This is a genomic window from Ensifer adhaerens (assembly GCF_020035535.1).
Lineage (GTDB): Bacteria > Pseudomonadota > Alphaproteobacteria > Rhizobiales > Rhizobiaceae > Ensifer.
Genome location: NZ_CP083350.1, coordinates 1,653,437 through 1,671,923, shown reverse-complemented (window position 1 = coordinate 1,671,923; position 18,487 = coordinate 1,653,437). Strand labels below are relative to the sequence as shown.

Here is an 18,487-nt window from a genome sequence, read left to right as displayed (position 1 = left end):
CGAAGGCCGCCCTGGAAAGGGTTTCAGCGCGCCGACGGGGCGGGCCGGTGACGTTCGATGGCAAGTTTGAGATCGCGCGCGGCAAGATCCAGCATGCGCGTGGAACAGTCACGCGCCCGAGCCTTGTCGCGCAGGCGCAGGGCCTCGACCAGTTCGCCATGAATGTCGATTGCTTCGTCACGGCGCTCGGCGACCTCGTTGGAGGCGTGCAGCGAGAACTTCAGCGCCGCCTGGACGATGCCGACGAGCTGCAGGAACACCTGGTTGTGGCTGGCCTTGAGCAGGCACGTATGAAAGGCGACGTCGGCATCGGTGAAGCCGACGACATCGCGTTCACCGTCACGCATCGCCTGCCAGGCGCGCTCGAGGTCGGCGATTTCCTGGACGGTGGCGCGCGCGGCCGCAAATTCAGCCGCCGCCGGCTCGATCGCCCGGCGTGCCTCCAGAATGCAGTTCAAGAGGTCGAACTCGAAGATGCGCTCGCCGATCCATTCGAGCACCTGGGAATCGAGGATGTTCCACTCGTCCTTGTTGCAGACGATCGTGCCCACCCGAGAGCGGCCGCGAACCATGCCCTTCGATTCAAGGACTTTCAGTGTTTCGCGGATGACGGTCCGGCTGACGCCATAGCGCTCGCACAGGTCGTTTTCGCGCGGCAGAAAGGAGCCGACCGGAAAGACGTCGGTGCAGATATCCGAGGCGATGGCGCGCGTCACATTCTTCTGAACGCGAGGGCGACGCTGGCCGCGCTCCTCCACGCCGTTGCTGTAGTCCTGCTCTTCCACCGCCGTTTTCCTCCCGCTTCCTTCTCCCTGTCGCTCCATAGCGCAGACGCTTGAAGGCGACAACGCAGCGAAGCACATTATCGTTATACATCACTATATTATTCATCATACAAAGGCAATTGACGAATATGATGATTCATCATACACAAATGTTCACTGCAGGAGGCAGTTCACCAGGGAGAGACATCATGCGCTTTATCAAGGCAGCCATTCTGGCTGGTACCGTCGCCGTGTTCGCGGCAACTTCTGCGTTTGCTGCCGACGTCAAGATCGGCTTCATCGTCAAGCAGCCGGAAGAGCCGTGGTTCCAGGACGAATGGAAATTCGCCGACGTCGCCGCCAAGGAAAAGGGCTTCACGCTGGTCAAGATCGGCGCCGAAGACGGCGAAAAGGTTCAGTCCGCAATCGACAATCTTGGCGCCCAGGGTGCGCAGGGCTTCATCGTCTGCACGCCTGACGTCAAGCTCGGCCCCGGCATCGTCGCCAAGGCCGCCGCCAACGACCTCAAGCTGATGACGGTCGACGACCGTTTGGTCAACGCCGACGGCAGCCCGATCGAAGACGTGCCCCACATGGGCATTTCGGCAACGAAAATTGGCGAAGCCGTTGGTCAGGCCCTTGTCGACGAAATAAAGAAGCGCGGCTGGGACATGAAGGACGTCGGCGCGATCCGCGTTTCCTACGATCAGCTCCCGACCGCAGTCGACCGCGTCGAGGGCGCGCTTTCGGTGCTGAAGGCCAACGGCTTCCCGGAAGCCAACATCTTCGATGCGCCGCAGGCCAAGACCGACACGGAAGCAGCACTCAACGCCTCGACGATCGTGCTCAATAAGAATGCCGGCATCAAGAAGTGGGTCGCGATCGGCCTCAATGACGAAGCGGTGCTCGGCGCCGTGCGCGCGACCGAAACGGTCGGCATTCCCGCCGACAGCATGATCGGCGTCGGCATCGGCGGCGCGGATTCGGCGATCAACGAGTTCAAGAAGCCTGCAGCCACCGGCTTCTTCGGCACGGTCATCATCTCGCCGAAGCGCCACGGCTACGAGACCGCCCTCAACATGTATGAGTGGATCGCCAACGGCAAGGAGCCGGAAAAGCTGACCCTGACTGCCGGCCAACTGGCGCTGCGCGACACTTATGAAGCCGTGCGCAAGGACCTCGGCATCGAGTAAACGCCCCTTGCGATACCATCTGCCCGGCGGCTTGTCCGCCGGGCGTTCCGCTTCGGAGCCGCGCATGCAAGACTTTCTTGAATTCCGTTCCATCTCGAAAGGCTATCCCGGCGTCCAGGCGCTATCGGATGTCTCGTTTTCCGTGCGCAAGGGCGCCGTCCATGGGCTCATGGGCGAGAACGGCGCGGGCAAGTCGACGCTCATCCGCCTGCTGTCCGGCGACCAGGCCGCCGACGAGGGAGAGATCCTGATCGACGGCGCGGCGCAGAGCTATCGGTCCGTGCGCGACGCCTTTCGCGCCGGTGTGATCGTCATCCATCAGGAACTGCAGCTCGTTCCGGAACTGACGGTGGCCGAAAACCTCTGGCTCGGTCACTTCCCCGGCAAGGGCGGCGTCATCGATCGCCGCAGGCTGATCGGCATCGTCGGTGAAAAACTCTCCGAAATCGGTATCGACGTCGATCCGTCGGCCAAGATCGCCTCGCTCTCGATCGGCGAGCGCCAGATGGTCGAGATCGCCAAGGCGGTCATGCTCGATGCACGTGTCATCGCACTCGACGAACCGACCTCGTCACTGTCGTCCCGCGAAAGTGAAATCCTCTTTGCGCTCATCGAACGCCTGCGGTCGAATGGTACGGTGATCCTCTACGTGTCCCACCGACTCGATGAGATCTTCCGTCTTTGCGACAGCCTGACGGTGTTGCGCGACGGCAAGCTTGCCGCGCACCATACCGACATTTCCAAGGTGACACGCGACCAGATCATCGCCGAAATGGTCGGGCGCGAAATCTCCAACATCTGGGGTTGGCGAGCGCGCGACCTTGGGCCTGAGCGCCTGCGCGTCGAAGCGATCTCCGGGCCGAAGCTAAAAACACCCCTAAGCTTCTCGGTCCGGCGCGGCGAGATTCTCGGCTTCTTCGGCCTGATCGGCGCCGGCCGCAGCGAGATGGCACGGCTCGTCTACGGCGCGGACAACCGCTCCCAGGGAACGGTTACCATCGACGGTCAGAAGGTGCCGGCCGACAGCCCGCCGCACTCGATCCGCGCCGGTATGGTGCTGTGCCCGGAGGACCGCAAGTTCGACGGCATCGTGCAGGGACGCAGCATCGAGGAGAATATGGCGATTTCGTCGCGCCGGCACTTCTCGCCCTTCGGCATCCTCGATCTCAAGAAGGAAGCGGAGCTTGCCGAGCGTTTCATCGCCAAGCTTCGGGTGCGCACGCCCTCGCGCAAGCAGGACATCATCAATCTCTCCGGTGGCAACCAGCAAAAGGTCATCCTCGGCCGCTGGCTTTCCGAACAGGGCGTGAAAGTCCTTGTCATCGACGAGCCGACGCGCGGCATCGATGTCGGCGCCAAGTCGGAAATCTATGAAATCCTCTACGAACTCGCCGGTCAGGGCATGGCGATCGTCGTCATCTCCAGCGAGTTGCCCGAGGTGATGGGCATCACCGACCGCATCCTCGTCATGTGCCAGGGCCGCATCGCGGCGGATATCGCGCGCGCCGATTTCGACGAACGCCGCATCCTCGCCGCCGCCCTTCCCGATGTTCCAACCGAGCAGGTTCAGCCGTCATGACTTCCCTAAAAAAACTTCTTCTCGGCGAACAGGGTCTGGTCGTCATCTTCGCCGTCGCCTTCGCCATCGTGGCGCTGACGGTTCCAAACTTCCTGACCGAGCGCAACATGCTCGGCCTGCTGCAGTCGGTCGTGACCATCGGCATCGTCGCCTGCACGATGATGTTCTGCCTCGCCTCGCGTGACTTCGACCTCTCGGTCGGCTCCACCGTCGCCTTCTCAGGCATGGCCGCCGTCATGGCATCGAACGCCTCCGGCTCCATCCTCGTCGGCCTGATTGCGGCACTCCTGTGCGGCGGCTTCGTCGGCCTCGTCAACGGCGTGGTGATCGCCCATTTCCGCATCAATGCGCTGATCACGACGCTTGCCACCATGCAGATCGTGCGCGGCTTTGCACTGATTGCCTCCGATGGCCGCGCCGTCGGCATCAACGATCCGAGCTTCTATCAGCTGGCGCTGTCGAAGTTCATGGGCATCCCGACGCCGATCTGGGTGATGGGCTTCTTCTTCCTCGTCTTCGGCTTCGTGCTGAACCGCACTGTCTTCGGCAAGAATACGCTCGCGATCGGCGGCAATCCGGAAGCTTCGCGGCTGGCCGGCGTCAACGTCTCAAACATGCGCATCTGGATCTTCGCGCTGCAGGGCCTCGTCTGCGCCGTTGCCGGCGTGCTGCTCGCCTCGCGCATCACTTCGGGACAACCGAATGCCGCGACCGGTCTCGAGCTCTCGGTCATCTCGGCCTGTGTGCTCGGCGGCGTCTCGCTTGCCGGCGGTCGTGCGGCAATGACCGGCGTGATCGTCGGTGTGCTGATCATGGGCATCGCCGAAAACGTCATGAACCTGCTCAATATCCAGGCCTTCTATCAATACGTCGTGCGCGGCCTGATCCTTCTGCTCGCGGTGCTGCTCGACAATCTGCGCTCGGCCGCCGCCGGTCGTCGCAGTTAGGCATGACGGACGACATCGTCCTCCTCGAAAACGAAGAAGGGCTCACCGTCGAGGTGAGCCCGCTTGGCGGCGCCATCCACTCAGTCCTCTGGCGCGGGGTGCCGGTGCTCGCGCCGACGCCGACACCTGGCCTCGCCTCGCAGGTGCTCGGCGCCGAAGCCTGCTTTCCGCTCGTACCCTTCGGCAACCGCATCGAGGGCAATGGCTTCCACTTCGAAGGTCGAGACTATACGCTGGCGCCCAATACGGCCGATCCGCTCGTTCTGCATGGTGACGGCTGGCTTCGACGTTGGTCGATCCTGCGCCAGGACCGTCATTCGCTTGCGCTGCACTACCGGCAGGCGGCAAACGCCGCCGGGCCCTTCGCCTACGAGGCGGTGCAGACGATCACGATCGATGGCGCGAACCTGACGCTTTCGCTCACCGTCACCAACCACTCAGCAGGTGCGCTCCCCTACGGCCTGGGCCTCCACCCCTATTTCCCGCGCACGCCGGACACACGCCTTTTTGCCCATGCCAGCCGCTACTGGACCGAGCGGGAGAACCACCTGCCGGGTGCGGAACAATCGGTACCGCGCGGTAGGGACTTCACCTCCGGCGCCCCTCTGCCGCCGGGCTGGCTGAACAATGCCTTCGACGGCTGGGATGGAAAGATGCGCATCGAGTGGCCCGAAGCCGGCCTCGCGCTTTCGCTGGATGCGGACGAGAGCTTCGGTGTCTTCGTCCTCTACTCTCCCTCCTCCGAAGCCGAATTCTTCTGCTTCGAGCCGATGAGCCACCGGCCGAACGCCCACCGGCGGCCCGCGGGCGGCGGTCTCGTCAGGCTGGCTCAGGGCGAAACTCTGGAAGGCACCGTCACGCTGCGGATCCATGCACCGGGGCCGTGAACGACGTTGATACAGCTCTCTCCGCCATTCCCAAAGAAAAAGGCGGCGCCCCATACGGAGCGCCGCCTTTTTTATCTTTGTATCCGCCGAAGCAACGTTACGCGGGCTGCTGCTCTTCGCGCGTCTTCACGAGGCTCCAGACCACGCCCATGGCAATGATCGCGAAGGTGACGCCGAGCGACAGCGCGGCCGGGAACTTCTCGAGCCCAAGGAGATCTGCGACGAAGATCTTCGAGCCGATGAAGATCAGGACCACGGCCAGTGCCGGCTTCAGGTAGCGGAAGCGATGGATCATCGCAGCGAGCGCGAAGTAGAGAGCGCGCAGGCCGAGGATAGCGAAGATGTTCGACGTGTAGACGATGAACGGATCCGTGGTGATCGCGAAGATCGCGGGAACCGAGTCGACGGCGAAGATCACGTCCGCCACCTCGACCATGACCAGCGCCATGAAGAGGGGCGTGATAAACCAGGTCATCTTGCCGGTCTTGGGGTTTACGAGCTTCACGAAGAAGCGCTCGCCATGATGCTCTTCGGTGACGTTGAAGCGGCTACGCATGAAGCGGACGAGCGCGTTGTCCGAAACATCAGGCTCGGCCTCCTTCATGACCAGCATCTTGATACCGGTGAAGACGAGGAACGCCGCGAAGATATAGAGAACCCAGGAGAATTCTGCGACCAGCGTCGCGCCGACGCCGATCATGATCGCGCGCAGCACGATGACGCCGAGGATACCCCAGAACAGCACTCGGTGCTGGTATATGCGCGGGACGGCGAAGAAGGAGAAGATCAGGGCGATGACGAAGACGTTGTCGAGCGCCAGGGTCTTTTCGACCACGAAGCCGGTCATATAGGCAAGGCCGGACTCGGCACCGAGATACCACCACACGAAGCCGCCGAAGCTCAGGCCAAGGGCGATATAGAAGGCGGAAAGCTTGACGCTTTCGGCAACGTTGATCTCCTTGTTCTCCTTATGGAGAATACCAAGGTCGAACGACAGAATAGCGATCACGAGGGCGAAAAAGCTCGCCCACAGCCACAGTGGCGTTCCCAGCCACACTACAGACATGAAGGAAAAGTCCACAGACGGGTCCCCAATCGGCACATGTTGTCGGAATAAGGTCCGACATCGCAAGAGTGCCGAAGCTCTCGCCAGAGGGGCCCGGACCAGCGGGTTGGGCGAGAGATGGGTTAGCGAGTTTAACGGTTCAAGAGCGCGACCACATTTTTTTGAAGAATTTCGAGAAGCGCAGTCGGCTCCCCGATCCGGCTCACAAACCTGGCCCTGTTTGCTCGGAACAAGACGGGGTGTAGCGGCCGCCATGCCTCGCGCTCCCGCTTCGCCGCACCGCCAGCAGGCTCACCACCACCGCCACGCCGGCCACCATGGCTGCGACCGACGGCAGGGCCTGCGGCGACAGGGACTCCAGAGTGAGCCCGCCGACGGCCGTGCCGAGCGCGACGCCTACATGCATGGCCGACAGATTGAGGCCGACCCCCGCCTCCGCGGTATCGGGGCCGGTCGTCATCAGGAAACTCTGCACCACCGGCGAGATCATCCAGCTGATGCAGCCCCACACCATCATGACGGCAGTGAAGGCCCAGGGGGTCGGTGAGGCGAGCGGGATGACGAGCAGGGCCAGCAGATAGGCAAAAGGCGTAATGACGATTGCGCGGCGTGGCGTTGCGGCATCCGCGAGCCAGCCGCCGAGATAACCGCCGCTGACGCCCGCCACGCCGAAGGCGACGAAGGCCAGCACGAGTCCCGCCTGGCCGAGACCGACACGGCCGGTGATGTAGGGAGCGAGATAAGCGAAGAGGACAAAATGACCGCCGATCATCAGTATTGAAACGAGCTGCCCGGCCAGAAGCGGCAGGGATCTGAGATGCTGCCAATAGCCAGACGCACCTTGCGGCCGCCTGCCTGAAGGCTTGAGGCTGATGTAGCAGACGATGAGGATCAGCAGGGCAAACAGGGCGAGCGCCACGAATACGCTGCGCCAACCAAAGAGACCGGAAACGACCATGCCGACCGGAACGCCCAGCACCATCGAGCCGCTGATACCCATGAAGATGACGCCGATGGCGCGGCCACGCATGTCAGGCACCGCCAGTTCCGTCGCGAGCATGGTCGCGACCAGACAGACGGTCGCGCTGGCCATCGCCATGGCAATGCGGGCGATAAACAGCACCTCGAAATTCAGGCTCAGCGCTGCCGCAATGTTGCTTGCGACGAACAGCGCAAGCGCGGACAAAAAGATCGTCCTGCGCTCCAGACGCACCGTCAGCAATTGCGCCGCCGGGGCGCTCAGCGCAAACACGACTGAAAAGACCGCCGTCAACTGACCGGCAAGGCCGACCGAGACGGAAAGTCCTTTGGAGACATCGGGGAGGATGCCGATGACGATGTTTTCGGCGGTCCCGGTTGCGAAGGTCGCCAGAGCCAGAAGAAATAGACGCGGGTTCATGCCACCATCCCCATGCATTGCCGCGTTGCGCGGAAGGACGGTCATCCTTCGCGGTCTTGCGGCCAGTTGCGTTATGGGGTTTCGGGGCGCGAGCTTCGGTTATCCCTCACCGGATTGGTATCACGTCACTCGGCGGTCGAAAAGATGGATCGGGATCGGGGATTGAGTGCGGTCTTCGGCCCCAGAAGTCGGTTGCCATCCGCCCACCTCCTGACGGGCGCCGCCGCCTTTTCTGCAAACGCCGGGAATAGGTTCCTCTCTTTGCCGTTCTTCCTGCATCTGTAATGAGGAGAAAAGCGATGGCACTCGCCCTTCTGAAGAAACAGCAGCCCCGGCTTACCTTTCTCTGCCGCAGGCAAGATGAAGGTGTGATCCCGGCGCCTGTCCGCGCCAAGACTGCACTACCCGATTGGTTCCGAAAGCTGCCGGCCATCGATGAAAACCATGTCTCGCCGACGAGCAGCGGCATCACGGTCAAGCGCTGCATGCCCTTCCTCGATGCCATGGCAACCGGCTGGGTCATCGGGCTTGCGGCAACCGTACGCATGGAGATTTCAGAGAGTGGCCGGCAGGTCGATTGCGGATGGGATTTCGACCGGACGATGGTGAGCAACCACGCGAGCCATCAGGTCGCGGGCAATCCGCGCGCGCCGTTGCCGCCCTGCAAGTTCCACAATTACTGGACCATCCGTACGCCGCGCGGCTGGAGTTGCCTCTTCGTGCCGCCGCTCAACCGGCCGAACGGCGTGTTCGAGATCGTCGCTGGGGTCGTCGATACGGACACCTACCAATCGGAAATCCACTTCCCGTTCTTCGCCACCGGTGCGGACGGATTGCATGTGCTGGAGCGCGGCACACCGATTGTCCAGATCATCCCGTTCCGCCGAGAAACATCCGATCTCGACGCGGACATTCGCGGCGAAAGTGAAACGGAAGGGACGACCCGCCAGACGATCCTCCGCAAGACGCTTGCTTCCGATGGCTGGTACAGAAAGTTCGCCCGCGCCCAGCGCTAAAGCGAGCCTGCCGAAGACGTTTCAGCGCCGCCGCATCCCGCAGCGACGGCGGGGCTTCCATGCCGAACATCCACCACCTATATCATTGAAAAAATTTCGTTTTCCTGGGGAATAAGCATGTTCGACCGACGTTCCCCCCTTGCAGTCAACGAGGCTGTCCCCACAAAGGAGAAACGTGATGAAAAAGGTCCTCGCAATTCTGAGTGCATTCCTGGTGGTTGGCGCGGCAGCACCCGCACCTGCCGTCGCCGACGACGACCCGGTTACACGCTTTCTGCAAAAGGCGACCGGCAACGGCAAGAGCCATGCGCGCTCCAGCCGGGACGATGGCGGAAGCTGGAGCTCCAATCGCAGTTCCAACAGTTCGTCGAACTCTTCGCGGAACTCAAGCTCGAATAGCAGCTCCAATTCGTCGAACAATTCCAGCTCGAACAGCTCGAGCAACTCTTCGTCGAACTCGTCCTCCAATTCGTCGTCGAACTCCTCGTCCGACGACGATTGAGACGCCGCTTCGAGAAACGGAAAAACAGGCCGCAGTGCGGTGAATACTGTCCCTCGCGTCGATTGGCGTGGGGGACAATTCGTTGCGGCGACCACCGATCCAGCAGGGCAATGTGCCCTTAGCATACGCTCCGCCTGAGCTCGGCAAGCAGCGCGTCTGCCGCCCACGTCTTGCGCCCCGTGGTGGCCGCTTCCTTGACCAGCGCGCAAAGCCGTTCATTGACCGGCGCCCGGCGGCCGAGCTTGACGGCGAGCGTGGCGACCGCGCCGTTGATCCAATCCACTTCGGGAAAGCGGCCGGCGGCAAGGTCGTCGGCCATCGAAGAGCGCGCCGTGGCGTCGATCTTCAGCATGCGGCCGGCAATCGCACGGAATGGGGCATCAGGCAGGCGCAGGATCAAGGGCAACCAGTTCGGCGGGAGCGGCGTCAATCGCGCTGGCTGGATGCGTCCCTCCGTGGCCAGCAGCCCCAATGCCTCACGCTGGGCGAGCGCCAGACACTGGCGAAAGCCCCGCGTCTGCAGCTGCTCGCGCAGGGGCAGACCGGAGAGCGCATTGATTGCGTTGTTGAGGTTCATCAGCAGCTTTGCCCACTGAACCGCCTCCATGTCGCGACGCAGGTCGAGATCCAGCCCCGCCGCCTTGAAGAGCGCCGCCGCCGCTGCCATCAGCGGGTCGTCTTCGGCGGCAATATTGCCTTCCGTCGCACGATGCAGATGTGCCGGCCCGGGCGTGGTCACATTGAAGGGAACGATGCCGCGCAGGATCTTTGCGGACGGCAACAAGGCCTGCAGCGTGGCGCTGTTGCCGACACCGTTCTGCAGGCTGAGGACCGGAACACCGGTGCGCAGCACCGGGGAGAGTTCCGCCGCCGCTTCGACCGTCTGCCCCGATTTGACCGTCAGGAGGATGAGGTCGCAACCCGCTAGGGAGGAAGCTGCATCGGAGTAGGCGATCCGCTCAGGCGCGACGAAATCGTCACGCCCATCCAGATCAGTCAGGCGCAATCCTTCCCTTTGCCAGGCGGCACCGCGCACCGTCCGGCCGACGAAAGTCACCTCTGCCCCGCCAGCAAGAAGGCACCCGCCGACAAAGCCGCCGACCGCACCGGCACCGAACACCCCGATTTTCACGACACCGCCCCCTCCACACGCCTAGGAGTATAGGCCGGCATCGCCGCTTTCCAACTCGGTGTCTACGATCGCGCAGGAGCGCGTTGGCTAAGCCAGATGCTGCCGACGACCACAAGGACGCCGACACTCTGAGGCGCACTCAGGGACTGGCCCAGGAACAACCATCCGAGCAGGACAGCCGTCAGCGGGCTGAGGAAGAGAAGCGCTGACACTGCTGCGGACTCCAGTCGCCCGATGCCGCGAAACCAGAGAACGTAGGTGAGCGCCGCGCCGATCAGGCTCAACCAGGCGAGAGCCAGCAGGTTGGGAACGGTCAGGAACGGCACCGGCGGCTCGAAGGCAAGGGCGATGGGGATGAGGAGCAAGCCACCGGCGGTCAGCTGCCACGCCGTCGATGTAAGCAGCGATTCCGTCGACTTCCACTTTCGCGCCAGGACATTGCCGAAGGCCATGGATAGCGCGCCGGCAAGGCCCGCGGCAATGCCGATCTCGTCCAGCGCAGCTTGCGGCGTCAGTACCAGCAGCGCGACGCCGACAATGCCGACAATGGCCGCAACGAGGGACACCGGACGGATCGGCGCCTTAAGAAGGAGCGCTGCAAAGAAAACGACGATCAGTGGCTGGACCGCCGCGACGGTTGCCGCGACGCCGCCCGGCAGGCGGTAGGCCGCGACGAACAGCATGCTCAGGAAAATCGAGATGTTGAGAGCACCGAGCGCGAAGGCGCGGAACCACCAGACGCCGCGCGGCAGCCGTCGGACGATCAGGAGGAGCAGCAAACCCGCCGGCAAGGCCCGCAACAGCGCGACCGTCAACGGCGAAAAGCCCTGCAGGAACTGGGTGGCAACGATATAGGTGCTGCCCCAGATGACGGGGGCAATTGCCGTGATCGCAATATCGGAAACGTCGGTTTTCATGAGAAGTGAAGAACCTCGCCAAGCGGCCTGCGGGGCTTTTGCGGCCAGTTTCCAGGAACGGCGCGGCCGACCGCGAGAAGCATTGTGGGCAATTCGCAGGGCGTCAGGTTGAACTCGCGGATGACGCCCTCGGCATTGAACCCACCCATTGGGCCGCTAGACAATCCCAACGCTTCGGCGGCAAAGATCAGGGTCGCGGCACCGAGACTGGCCGAACGCATGGCCTCATCGCGGGCGACCTTTGCGTCGGCATATTGGGCGCGAACAGCCTCCTTCCAACCGGAAGCCATTTCGGTCGGCATGTAACCGGTGTCGACGAAGGGGCGCAGTCGTGCGGGCAGCGTCTCGTGGTCGGGCAGCAGGCCGCAGATGATGAAGGTCACGGCAGCGTCCGAGACCTTGGCTTGCCCGTGCGCCACATTGCGCAGCCTGGCTTTTCCTTCCGGCGTGCGCACGGCGATGAACCGCCAGTTCTGCAGATTGTAGGCCGTTGGCGCGCGGGTTGCGAGACGGACCAGTTGCTCGATTTCCGCGTCCGCCAATGCATGGGTTGCATCGAACCGATTGGCGGAGACGCGCTGTTCGATGAGGGCGATCATGGGATGTGTCATTCTTTCAGTCCGATCGAATTCTGTCGGACTGACCGTATTGAATTCACCATTCATTGATAATATTGCCATTTAGCAAGAAATAATTCACCAATGGAAAATTATCGTGGATCGCTACACCGCCCTCCAGGTCTTCCGCCATGTGGCCGAACTCAGCAGTTTCGCGGAGGCCGGGCGCAAGCTCGGCCTGTCGCCGGCCGCGATCAGCAAGAACGTTGCCGAGCTCGAAGCCAGCGTCGGCACACGGCTCATCAACCGGACCACACGGCGCATGGCGCTGACGGACGAGGGGAAGCTCTATCTCGAACACGTCGTGCGCGGACTGGATGCGCTGAAGGATGCCGACGCCGCACTCTCGCCCGTCCGCCAGGCGCCGGGCGGGACACTGCGCGTCGCGGCTCCGATGACGGTAACGCTCATGCGCCTTTCCTCCGTCATCCCAGAGTTCATGTCCCGCTACCCGGACCTCAGGCTCGACCTGCACCTTGACGACAGGCGCGTCGACATCGTGCAGGAGGGGTTCGATCTGGCCATTCGCGGCAGCGACAAGTTGGAGGATTCGAGCCTGATCGCCCGGAAACTCGCGGTCATGCCGCATGTCGTCTGTGCGGCGCCCGCCTACTTCCAGGCCCATGGCGAACCACTGGAGCCCGCCGACCTGAAATCGCACAATTGCATCCGCTTCAGTCTCTCGGGGCATGCGGATCTATGGGAATTCCGCAAGGGCAGTCGTGCAGAAAAGGTGACCGTGAAGGCTCGCTATTCGGTGACGTCGAGCCTGGCCGTGCGCGATGCCCTGCGCGCCGGCTTCGGGCTGAGCCTGATACCCTATCCTTATGTGGAGGACGATCTGAAGAGCGGCCGACTGCAGCGCGTGCTTCCCGACTGGGAGACGGTTGAAACCACGCTCTACGCCATCTATCCCTCGCGGCAGCACGTCGCGCCGAAGATCCGGGCGTTTCTCGATTTTCTCGCCGAAACATTCAACCGCCCGTAATCGCGCACCCGGCCGATGGTGCATCGCACGGCGCGTATAGGATCCAGCCTGGTCCCAGTCGACAGAACTTGCACTGTTCCCTGGGGAACATCGGCAAGGCGATGCATCGGTAGGTTACCGGCGCACCTCAACCAGAGCCCGAAGGATCGACCGAATGCGCCTGATTGCCGCCACCCTCTTCGCCTTCAGCCTCGCCGGCTCGGCCACTGCGGCCGATCTCATGACCTTCTGGGACAAGCCCCAGCACGGCGGCAACAGCTTCAATCGCCTCCCACCGGGCGAGGCCTATTTCAAGGCACTGGCGGGTTATGGCGCCACTTGGGTGCGCCTCTCCTACGACAAATGGAAACCGGCAAAGCGCGACTACCTGATCGGCGACGCGGACCAATATGCGGGCATTCCGGCTGCCGATCTCGAAACGCTCAAGGAGACGCTCGACCGCGCAGACAAGGCCGGCCTCAAGGTGGTCATCGCGCCGCTGTCACTGCCAGGCATGCGCTGGGCCCAAAACAACGGCAACAAGTTCGACGGCCGGCTCTGGCGAGACAAGATCTGGTGGGACCAGGCGGCGAACTTCTGGCGGGACCTGGCGCGCGAACTGAAGGATCACCCGGCCGTCGCCGCCTACAATATCGTCAACGAGCCGGCGCCGGAAAAGAACAATGGCCTTGCAGAGCATGCCGATCCGCAAGCGATGCAGGCCTGGTACGACGGAAAGCAAGGCAGCGCCGCGGATCTCAAGGCCTTCTATGAGACTGTCATCGCCGCAATCCGCGAAGTCGATCCGGCAACTCCGGTGATGGCAGATGCCGGCTGGTATGCCGCAGCCGACGCATTTTCCTATTGGCCTTCCGGGCTCGCCGACCTGAAGGTGCTCTACAGCTTTCACATGTACGAACCCTACGCGGCGACGAGCGCGCCCAACATCAAGCGCGACAAGCCCTATGCCTATCCGGGCTCAGTGCCCTTTGGCGAAGGTGAAGAGACCTGGGACAAGGCGCGACTGGCCGGCTATCTGGCAAAGCCCGTGCAATGGGCCAAGGACAAGGACGTGCCGCTCAACCGTCTCGTCGCCGGCGAGTTTGGCTGCATGCGCCGCTGGGCTGGCTGCAAGACTTATCTCGAGGATGTGTTGGCCGTGCTCGACAAGGACGATCTGCACTGGGCCTTCTACAGTTTCCGCGAGGATGCCTGGGATGGCATGGACTACGAGCTCGGCTCGAAGACCGTCGGCTGGAAATACTGGCAGCAGATGGAAGCCAACGAGCGCGACACGACGCCGCGCAAGGCGACGCCGGAGTTCGCGCCGATCAGCCAGCGGCTCGCCGAGGATCGCTGATCGCGTTCCGCCGAAACGCCTTTGAACCAGGGCGTGGCGGGCGGTCGACCCTCGCCGCAATCCGGGTCGACGTCACAAAAGCGCTCTATTGCGATGCACATCACGTCGCAACCTTCGCCCTTCCGACCAGACGCCGGTCTGCTTGGAAAAAGGGCAAGAATCGTTAGAACAACTTTATCCCTGCGAGCACCACGCCAGCCGTGGTGCCGTTTGCAACTTGAGGCATGTCTGTGGACACGACCGGAGCGGCCGTCGCCGACACACGAAAGCGAACCATCTCCCTGTCGCGCACGCTGGCGATCGTGATGGCGGCGCTGGTGGCCCTGACCGCCGCCGTCATTCTCTCGGTCGTCTGGTACATGTCAGCCGGCGCGACGCGGGAGTTGCTCGCCCAATCGGCCCATCTCGGCCTCGACGCCGTCCAGACGAAGATCGGCAGCCGGTTCGCGCCGGTTGAAGACCAACTGGCCTTCCTGGCAAGGGAGGTCGCCGCCGGACGCCTCGATCCCGCCGATCCGCTGGCGCTGGAGCGGGTGATGACCGGCGCGCTTGCGGCAACCCCGCAAGTTCGCGTGCTCTCCTTCGTCAAACCGAATGGCGAAATCTTTGGCGTGACCCAGGGCTCCAAGGGCGTCTTTTCCTTCGCCGACACGATCAGGACCGATAACGAGCGTGCGGAGGTGGACGAGGCGCGCCGCAGCGGCAAGGCCCAATGGGGCCCGGTCTACTTCGTTCCGGATCCGGCGATACGCACCTCGGTCACGAACCGGCAGCAACCGGCAAGCGTCGGGGATCAGTTTGCCGGCGTCTTCCGCGCAACGATCACGGTTGATGCGATTTCGGACTTTCTGCGTCAGATCGCCGTCTCGAACCCCGGGACGACGCCCTTCGTCCTTTATGGCCGCGATCAAGTGCTCGCCCATCCGATGATGGCAGCGGGCCATCCGCTCCTGTCGGCGGAGCACCGGCTGCCGAAGCTTGGCGAACTCGGCGATCCGTTCCTTGCCACACTGTGGGCGGAGGAGCCTCAGACCTTCCATGATTCCGCGCTGGAAGCGCGCTTCGTGGAGGTCGGCGACAAGGATCGCGTCATTCTCACCCGCGAGATCAAAGGTTATGCACCGGCCCCTCTCGTCGTCGGCGTCGAGATACCGATCGAATCCCTGGAGAAGCCGATATGGGACCTCCTGCGCGCCGGCGTAGCCGGTCTCGTGGTTATGCTCGCGGCGATCATCATCGCATGGGTCGTCAGCCGCCTCATCGTTCGCCCGGTCACCAGCATGGCGCATGAAGTCCGCGCCGTCGGCATGCTCGACTTCGCAGCGCTTCATCCTCTGCCGGGAAGCCTCTTCACCGAACTGAACGAGCAGGCGCGGGCCTACAATACAATGCTGACCGGACTGCGCTGGCTGGAAACCTACGTTCCAAAGAAACTGGTGCGCCATCTGCTGGGAAGCGGAAACCTCGCCTCGACGCAGCGAACGGTGACCATCATGTTTACCGACGTGGTCGATTTCACCGCCACCGCAGAAAAGACCAGCGCTGCCGAAGTCGCCGCACTGCTGAACAGGCATTTCGACCTGCTCGGCCAGTGCATCGAGGATGAAGGCGGCACAATCGACAAGTTCATCGGCGATTGCGTGATGGCGTTCTGGGGTGCCCCCGACGATCAGCAGGATCATGCCGATCGCGCCATTCGCGCCGCGCGCGCCATTGCCCTCGCCGTCGCGGCCGATAATGCTGACCGGCTCAAGAAAGGCCTGTCGCCGCTCCGCGTGCGCATCGGCGTCCATTCCGGTCCGGTCGTCTCGGGCAATATCGGCATGAGCGGACGCTTGGCCTACACCATCGTCGGCGACGCGGTAAACGTCAGCAACCGCCTGGAGCAGCTCGGCAAGTCGGTGGCGCCGAACGAAGAGATCGTCGTGCTTCTGAGCGGACAGACATTCGAGTTCCTCACCGAAGACCGTTCGGATCTCACGCCGCTTGGCAAACACTGCCTTTCCGGGCGGACGGAACAGACCGAGATCTACCGGTTGCCGACCAAAGGGGAATAGGCGACAGGATGCGGGCCGGCCGCTTTTCCAACGATGCCTTCGTATCAAAACACCGGCCTCAAAGCCATCTCCATGCCCAGAAGGAACAGGCAGGCCAGGAAGCCGCGACGGAAGCCCTGAGCGCTCACCCGGCTGCGGAGCCGTTGGCCGGCCCACATTCCAGCAAGGGCCGGAACAACGGCGACCCCGGAAAGCGCAAGGGTTTCGGCCCGGAAGGTGCCCTGGGCGCCAAGCCCGACCGCCAGTGCGATGGTCGAAACCGTGAAGGAAAGCCCCAAAACCTGCACGAGGTCATCCTTCGCAAGGCCGAGGGCTTGCAGATAGGGCACGGCCGGAATGACGAAGACCCCGGTGCAGCCGGTCACCAGGCCGGTCAGCGTTCCGACAATCGGCGCCAGCCACCGTTCCTGCCGTCCAGAGATGCGGAACGGTGGAGCGAGCAGCGCGCAGCCGGAATAGATGACGAGTGTTGCCCCGAGCGCCGCGGTGGTCAGCCGCGTGTCGCCGCCGGCCAGCCATGCGGAGCCGAAGAGTGTGCCCGCAACGATCGCCAGCATCATCGGCCAGAACCGGCGCACGAGCGGCAGGATGGCGGATCCTGCCAGAAGCTGCCAGACATTGGTCACGAAGGACGGAACGACCAGCAGGCTTGCCGCCGCGGCCGGAGAAATCAGGGCGCCCAGAGCGCCCATCGCCACCGTCGGCAGACCCATTCCGGTTACGCCCTTGACGAGGCCGGCGACGAAAAACGTCGCGGCAACGGCCAGCAGGAAAGAAAACGACACGTCGAACATGAGACCGGCATATCCGGTTCGCCGGCATAGACAATGCGGAAGTGCCGATGCCAGACTTCGGCTGGTCCGAAGTCTGATTGTCGATTATCCTTGCCGCATGCCCTTCGACCTCAACGATCTTCGCCTGTTTCTCGCCGTCGTGGACGTCGGCAGTATCACCCATGGGGCGCAGGAGGTCGGGCTTTCCCTACCGGCGGCAAGCGAGCGGCTGCGCACCATGGAGGCAGCGGGCGACGTAACCCTGCTGACGAGAGGGCGACGCGGTGTCAGTCCGACGGAGGCGGGCGAGGCGCTCGTCCACCATGCGCGCATGATCATCCGCCAGACGGTGCAGATGCGCAGCGAACTGGGAGCCTATGCCAGGGGCGTGCGCGCCACCGTTCGTGTTCTTGCCAATACGGCCGCGATGACCGAGTACATTCCCGAAAGGCTTGCGGCCTGGATGGCAGCCAACCCGCAGATCGACATCGAGCTGAAAGAACGGCAAAGCGTCGAAATCGCCAGGAGCGTCGCTGCCGGCTTCGCCGAGATCGGCATTCTATCGGATGCGGTGGAGGCGAGCGGCCTGACGCTGGGCCCCTTCGCTACTGACCGGTTGGTCGTGGTGGCCCGGCGCGACCATCCGATCATCGAGAGAACGCAGGTCCGCTTTGCCGATCTGCTCGATGAGCGCTTCATCGGACTGGCGGGCGGCGCATTGCAGGATCACATCGACGGTCAGGCGGTCAAGCTCGGAGCCAAGCTCAAGATGCGCGTGAAGCTCCGCACCTTCGATGACATCTGCCGGATGGCGGGCGCAGGCGTAGGGGTCGGCATCGTGCCGGAAAAAGCCGCCCGCCGATGCCGTCGAGCGGCCGGGATCGCTGTCATTCGCCTGCAGGAAAAATGGGCCGTGCGCAGGCTGTCAGTCTGCATCCGCAGTGACGGGCAACTGACGCCGCCGGCATTCAGCCTGTTCGGCCATCTCACAGGCGATAGACAATCCTGAAGCGCATTTTCTGACACGGAACGCGCGCCGCGCGCAGGTTTGCGCAAAGTTTTAGATCGCCGCTGATAAAAATGCTGCTTTTCGCCGCCTGGAAAGCAAAATTTAACCATACTTCTCCATCTTTTGTCCATCAGTCGTCAAGAAGGGGACAATCCGGAAGTCGCGCAGCGGTGGTCGCTCGCCGGCCTGAGGGCCTTTTGCGTGAATTTCTGGCTTGATTTGCGTTGTTGAGTAAGATCATTCGCCCACAGTCTTTGAATCGTCTGTTGCGTCCATTGCTGATCACTTGCTGCGGCACCGCT

Annotated in this window: 17 protein-coding genes; 9 read left to right on the top strand and 8 right to left on the bottom strand. The window is 63.0% G+C overall.

Annotation, left to right across the window (positions count from 1 at the left end):
• Positions 1 to 23: 23 nt before the first annotated feature.
• Complete coding sequence (locus LAC81_RS27925; protein WP_419195869.1) at positions 24 to 785, bottom strand: FadR/GntR family transcriptional regulator; 762 nt, start codon at positions 783 to 785, stop codon at positions 24 to 26.
• A 188-nt stretch (positions 786 to 973) separates the two neighbouring features.
• Between LAC81_RS27925 and LAC81_RS27920 the strand changes: the two genes are divergently transcribed.
• The 4 genes from LAC81_RS27920 (at position 974) to LAC81_RS27905 (ending at position 5,370) form a co-directional block, all read left to right on the top strand.
• Positions 974 to 1,957 (top strand): arabinose ABC transporter substrate-binding protein, encoded by a 984-nt coding sequence (locus LAC81_RS27920; RefSeq protein ID WP_223727937.1) that lies wholly within the window; start codon positions 974 to 976, stop codon positions 1,955 to 1,957.
• Positions 1,958 to 2,021: 64 nt separating this feature from the next.
• The gene (araG, locus tag LAC81_RS27915) at positions 2,022 to 3,536 is read left to right on the top strand and encodes an L-arabinose ABC transporter ATP-binding protein AraG (protein ID WP_223727936.1); all 1,515 of its coding nucleotides are present in this window, start codon (positions 2,022 to 2,024) and stop codon (positions 3,534 to 3,536) included.
• Positions 3,533 to 4,483 (top strand): L-arabinose ABC transporter permease AraH, encoded by a 951-nt coding sequence (gene araH / locus LAC81_RS27910; RefSeq protein WP_223727935.1) that lies wholly within the window; start codon positions 3,533 to 3,535, stop codon positions 4,481 to 4,483. The genes araG and araH overlap by 4 nt, the downstream gene beginning before the upstream one ends.
• Before the next feature lie 2 nt (positions 4,484 to 4,485).
• Positions 4,486 to 5,370 (top strand): aldose 1-epimerase, encoded by an 885-nt coding sequence (locus LAC81_RS27905; protein WP_223727934.1) that lies wholly within the window; start codon positions 4,486 to 4,488, stop codon positions 5,368 to 5,370.
• A 97-nt stretch (positions 5,371 to 5,467) separates the two neighbouring features.
• On the opposite strand, the gene LAC81_RS27900 is transcribed toward LAC81_RS27905, so the two are convergent.
• Both LAC81_RS27900 and LAC81_RS27895 read right to left on the bottom strand, forming a co-directional pair.
• Entirely contained in the window at positions 5,468 to 6,436 is a 969-nt protein-coding gene (locus tag LAC81_RS27900) for a TerC family protein (RefSeq protein ID WP_419195870.1), read from the bottom strand.
• A 202-nt stretch (positions 6,437 to 6,638) separates the two neighbouring features.
• Positions 6,639 to 7,835, bottom strand: a complete 1,197-nt coding sequence (locus LAC81_RS27895; protein WP_223727932.1) for an MFS transporter — start codon at positions 7,833 to 7,835, stop codon at positions 6,639 to 6,641.
• Between the two features lie 299 nt (positions 7,836 to 8,134).
• On the opposite strand from LAC81_RS27895, the gene LAC81_RS27890 reads away from it, so the two are divergent.
• On the top strand, positions 8,135 to 8,851 hold the full coding sequence (locus tag LAC81_RS27890) for a DUF6065 family protein (protein WP_223727931.1): 717 nt from the start codon (positions 8,135 to 8,137) through the stop codon (positions 8,849 to 8,851).
• A 21-nt stretch (positions 8,852 to 8,872) separates the two neighbouring features.
• Here LAC81_RS27890 and LAC81_RS27885 read toward each other — a convergent pair whose 3' ends face one another.
• The 4 genes from LAC81_RS27885 to LAC81_RS27870 form a co-directional block, all read right to left on the bottom strand.
• Positions 8,873 to 9,319 (bottom strand): hypothetical protein, encoded by a 447-nt coding sequence (locus LAC81_RS27885; protein ID WP_223727930.1) that lies wholly within the window; start codon positions 9,317 to 9,319, stop codon positions 8,873 to 8,875.
• A gap of 152 nt (positions 9,320 to 9,471) precedes the next feature.
• Entirely contained in the window at positions 9,472 to 10,485 is a 1,014-nt protein-coding gene (locus LAC81_RS27880) for a 2-dehydropantoate 2-reductase (protein ID WP_223727929.1), read from the bottom strand.
• Between the two features lie 62 nt (positions 10,486 to 10,547).
• The gene (locus LAC81_RS27875) at positions 10,548 to 11,402 is read right to left on the bottom strand and encodes an EamA family transporter (RefSeq protein ID WP_223727928.1); all 855 of its coding nucleotides are present in this window, start codon (positions 11,400 to 11,402) and stop codon (positions 10,548 to 10,550) included.
• Positions 11,399 to 12,013 (bottom strand): nitroreductase family protein, encoded by a 615-nt coding sequence (locus LAC81_RS27870; protein WP_223727927.1) that lies wholly within the window; start codon positions 12,011 to 12,013, stop codon positions 11,399 to 11,401. Before LAC81_RS27870 ends, LAC81_RS27875 begins: the two co-directional genes overlap by 4 nt.
• Before the next feature lie 103 nt (positions 12,014 to 12,116).
• Between LAC81_RS27870 and LAC81_RS27865 the strand changes: the two genes are divergently transcribed.
• The 3 genes from LAC81_RS27865 (at position 12,117) to LAC81_RS27855 (ending at position 16,403) form a co-directional block, all read left to right on the top strand.
• The gene (locus tag LAC81_RS27865; RefSeq protein WP_223727926.1) at positions 12,117 to 13,007 is read left to right on the top strand and encodes a LysR family transcriptional regulator; all 891 of its coding nucleotides are present in this window, start codon (positions 12,117 to 12,119) and stop codon (positions 13,005 to 13,007) included.
• Positions 13,008 to 13,161: 154 nt separating this feature from the next.
• Positions 13,162 to 14,346, top strand: coding sequence for a glycoside hydrolase family 5 protein (locus LAC81_RS27860; protein ID WP_223727925.1), 1,185 nt, complete (start codon positions 13,162 to 13,164; stop codon positions 14,344 to 14,346).
• Between the two features lie 224 nt (positions 14,347 to 14,570).
• Complete coding sequence (locus LAC81_RS27855; RefSeq protein ID WP_223727924.1) at positions 14,571 to 16,403, top strand: adenylate/guanylate cyclase domain-containing protein; 1,833 nt, start codon at positions 14,571 to 14,573, stop codon at positions 16,401 to 16,403.
• 44 nt (positions 16,404 to 16,447) lie between these two features.
• On the opposite strand, the gene LAC81_RS27850 is transcribed toward LAC81_RS27855, so the two are convergent.
• On the bottom strand, positions 16,448 to 17,197 hold the full coding sequence (locus LAC81_RS27850) for a sulfite exporter TauE/SafE family protein (RefSeq protein ID WP_223727923.1): 750 nt from the start codon (positions 17,195 to 17,197) through the stop codon (positions 16,448 to 16,450).
• 97 nt (positions 17,198 to 17,294) lie between these two features.
• Here LAC81_RS27850 and LAC81_RS27845 point away from each other — a divergent pair, with 97 nt between their 5' ends.
• Positions 17,295 to 18,185 carry a LysR family transcriptional regulator gene (locus LAC81_RS27845; protein WP_223727922.1) on the top strand — a complete coding sequence of 297 codons (891 nt, stop codon included), beginning with the start codon at positions 17,295 to 17,297 and terminating at the stop codon, positions 18,183 to 18,185.
• The last annotated feature ends 302 nt before the right edge of the window (positions 18,186 to 18,487 follow it).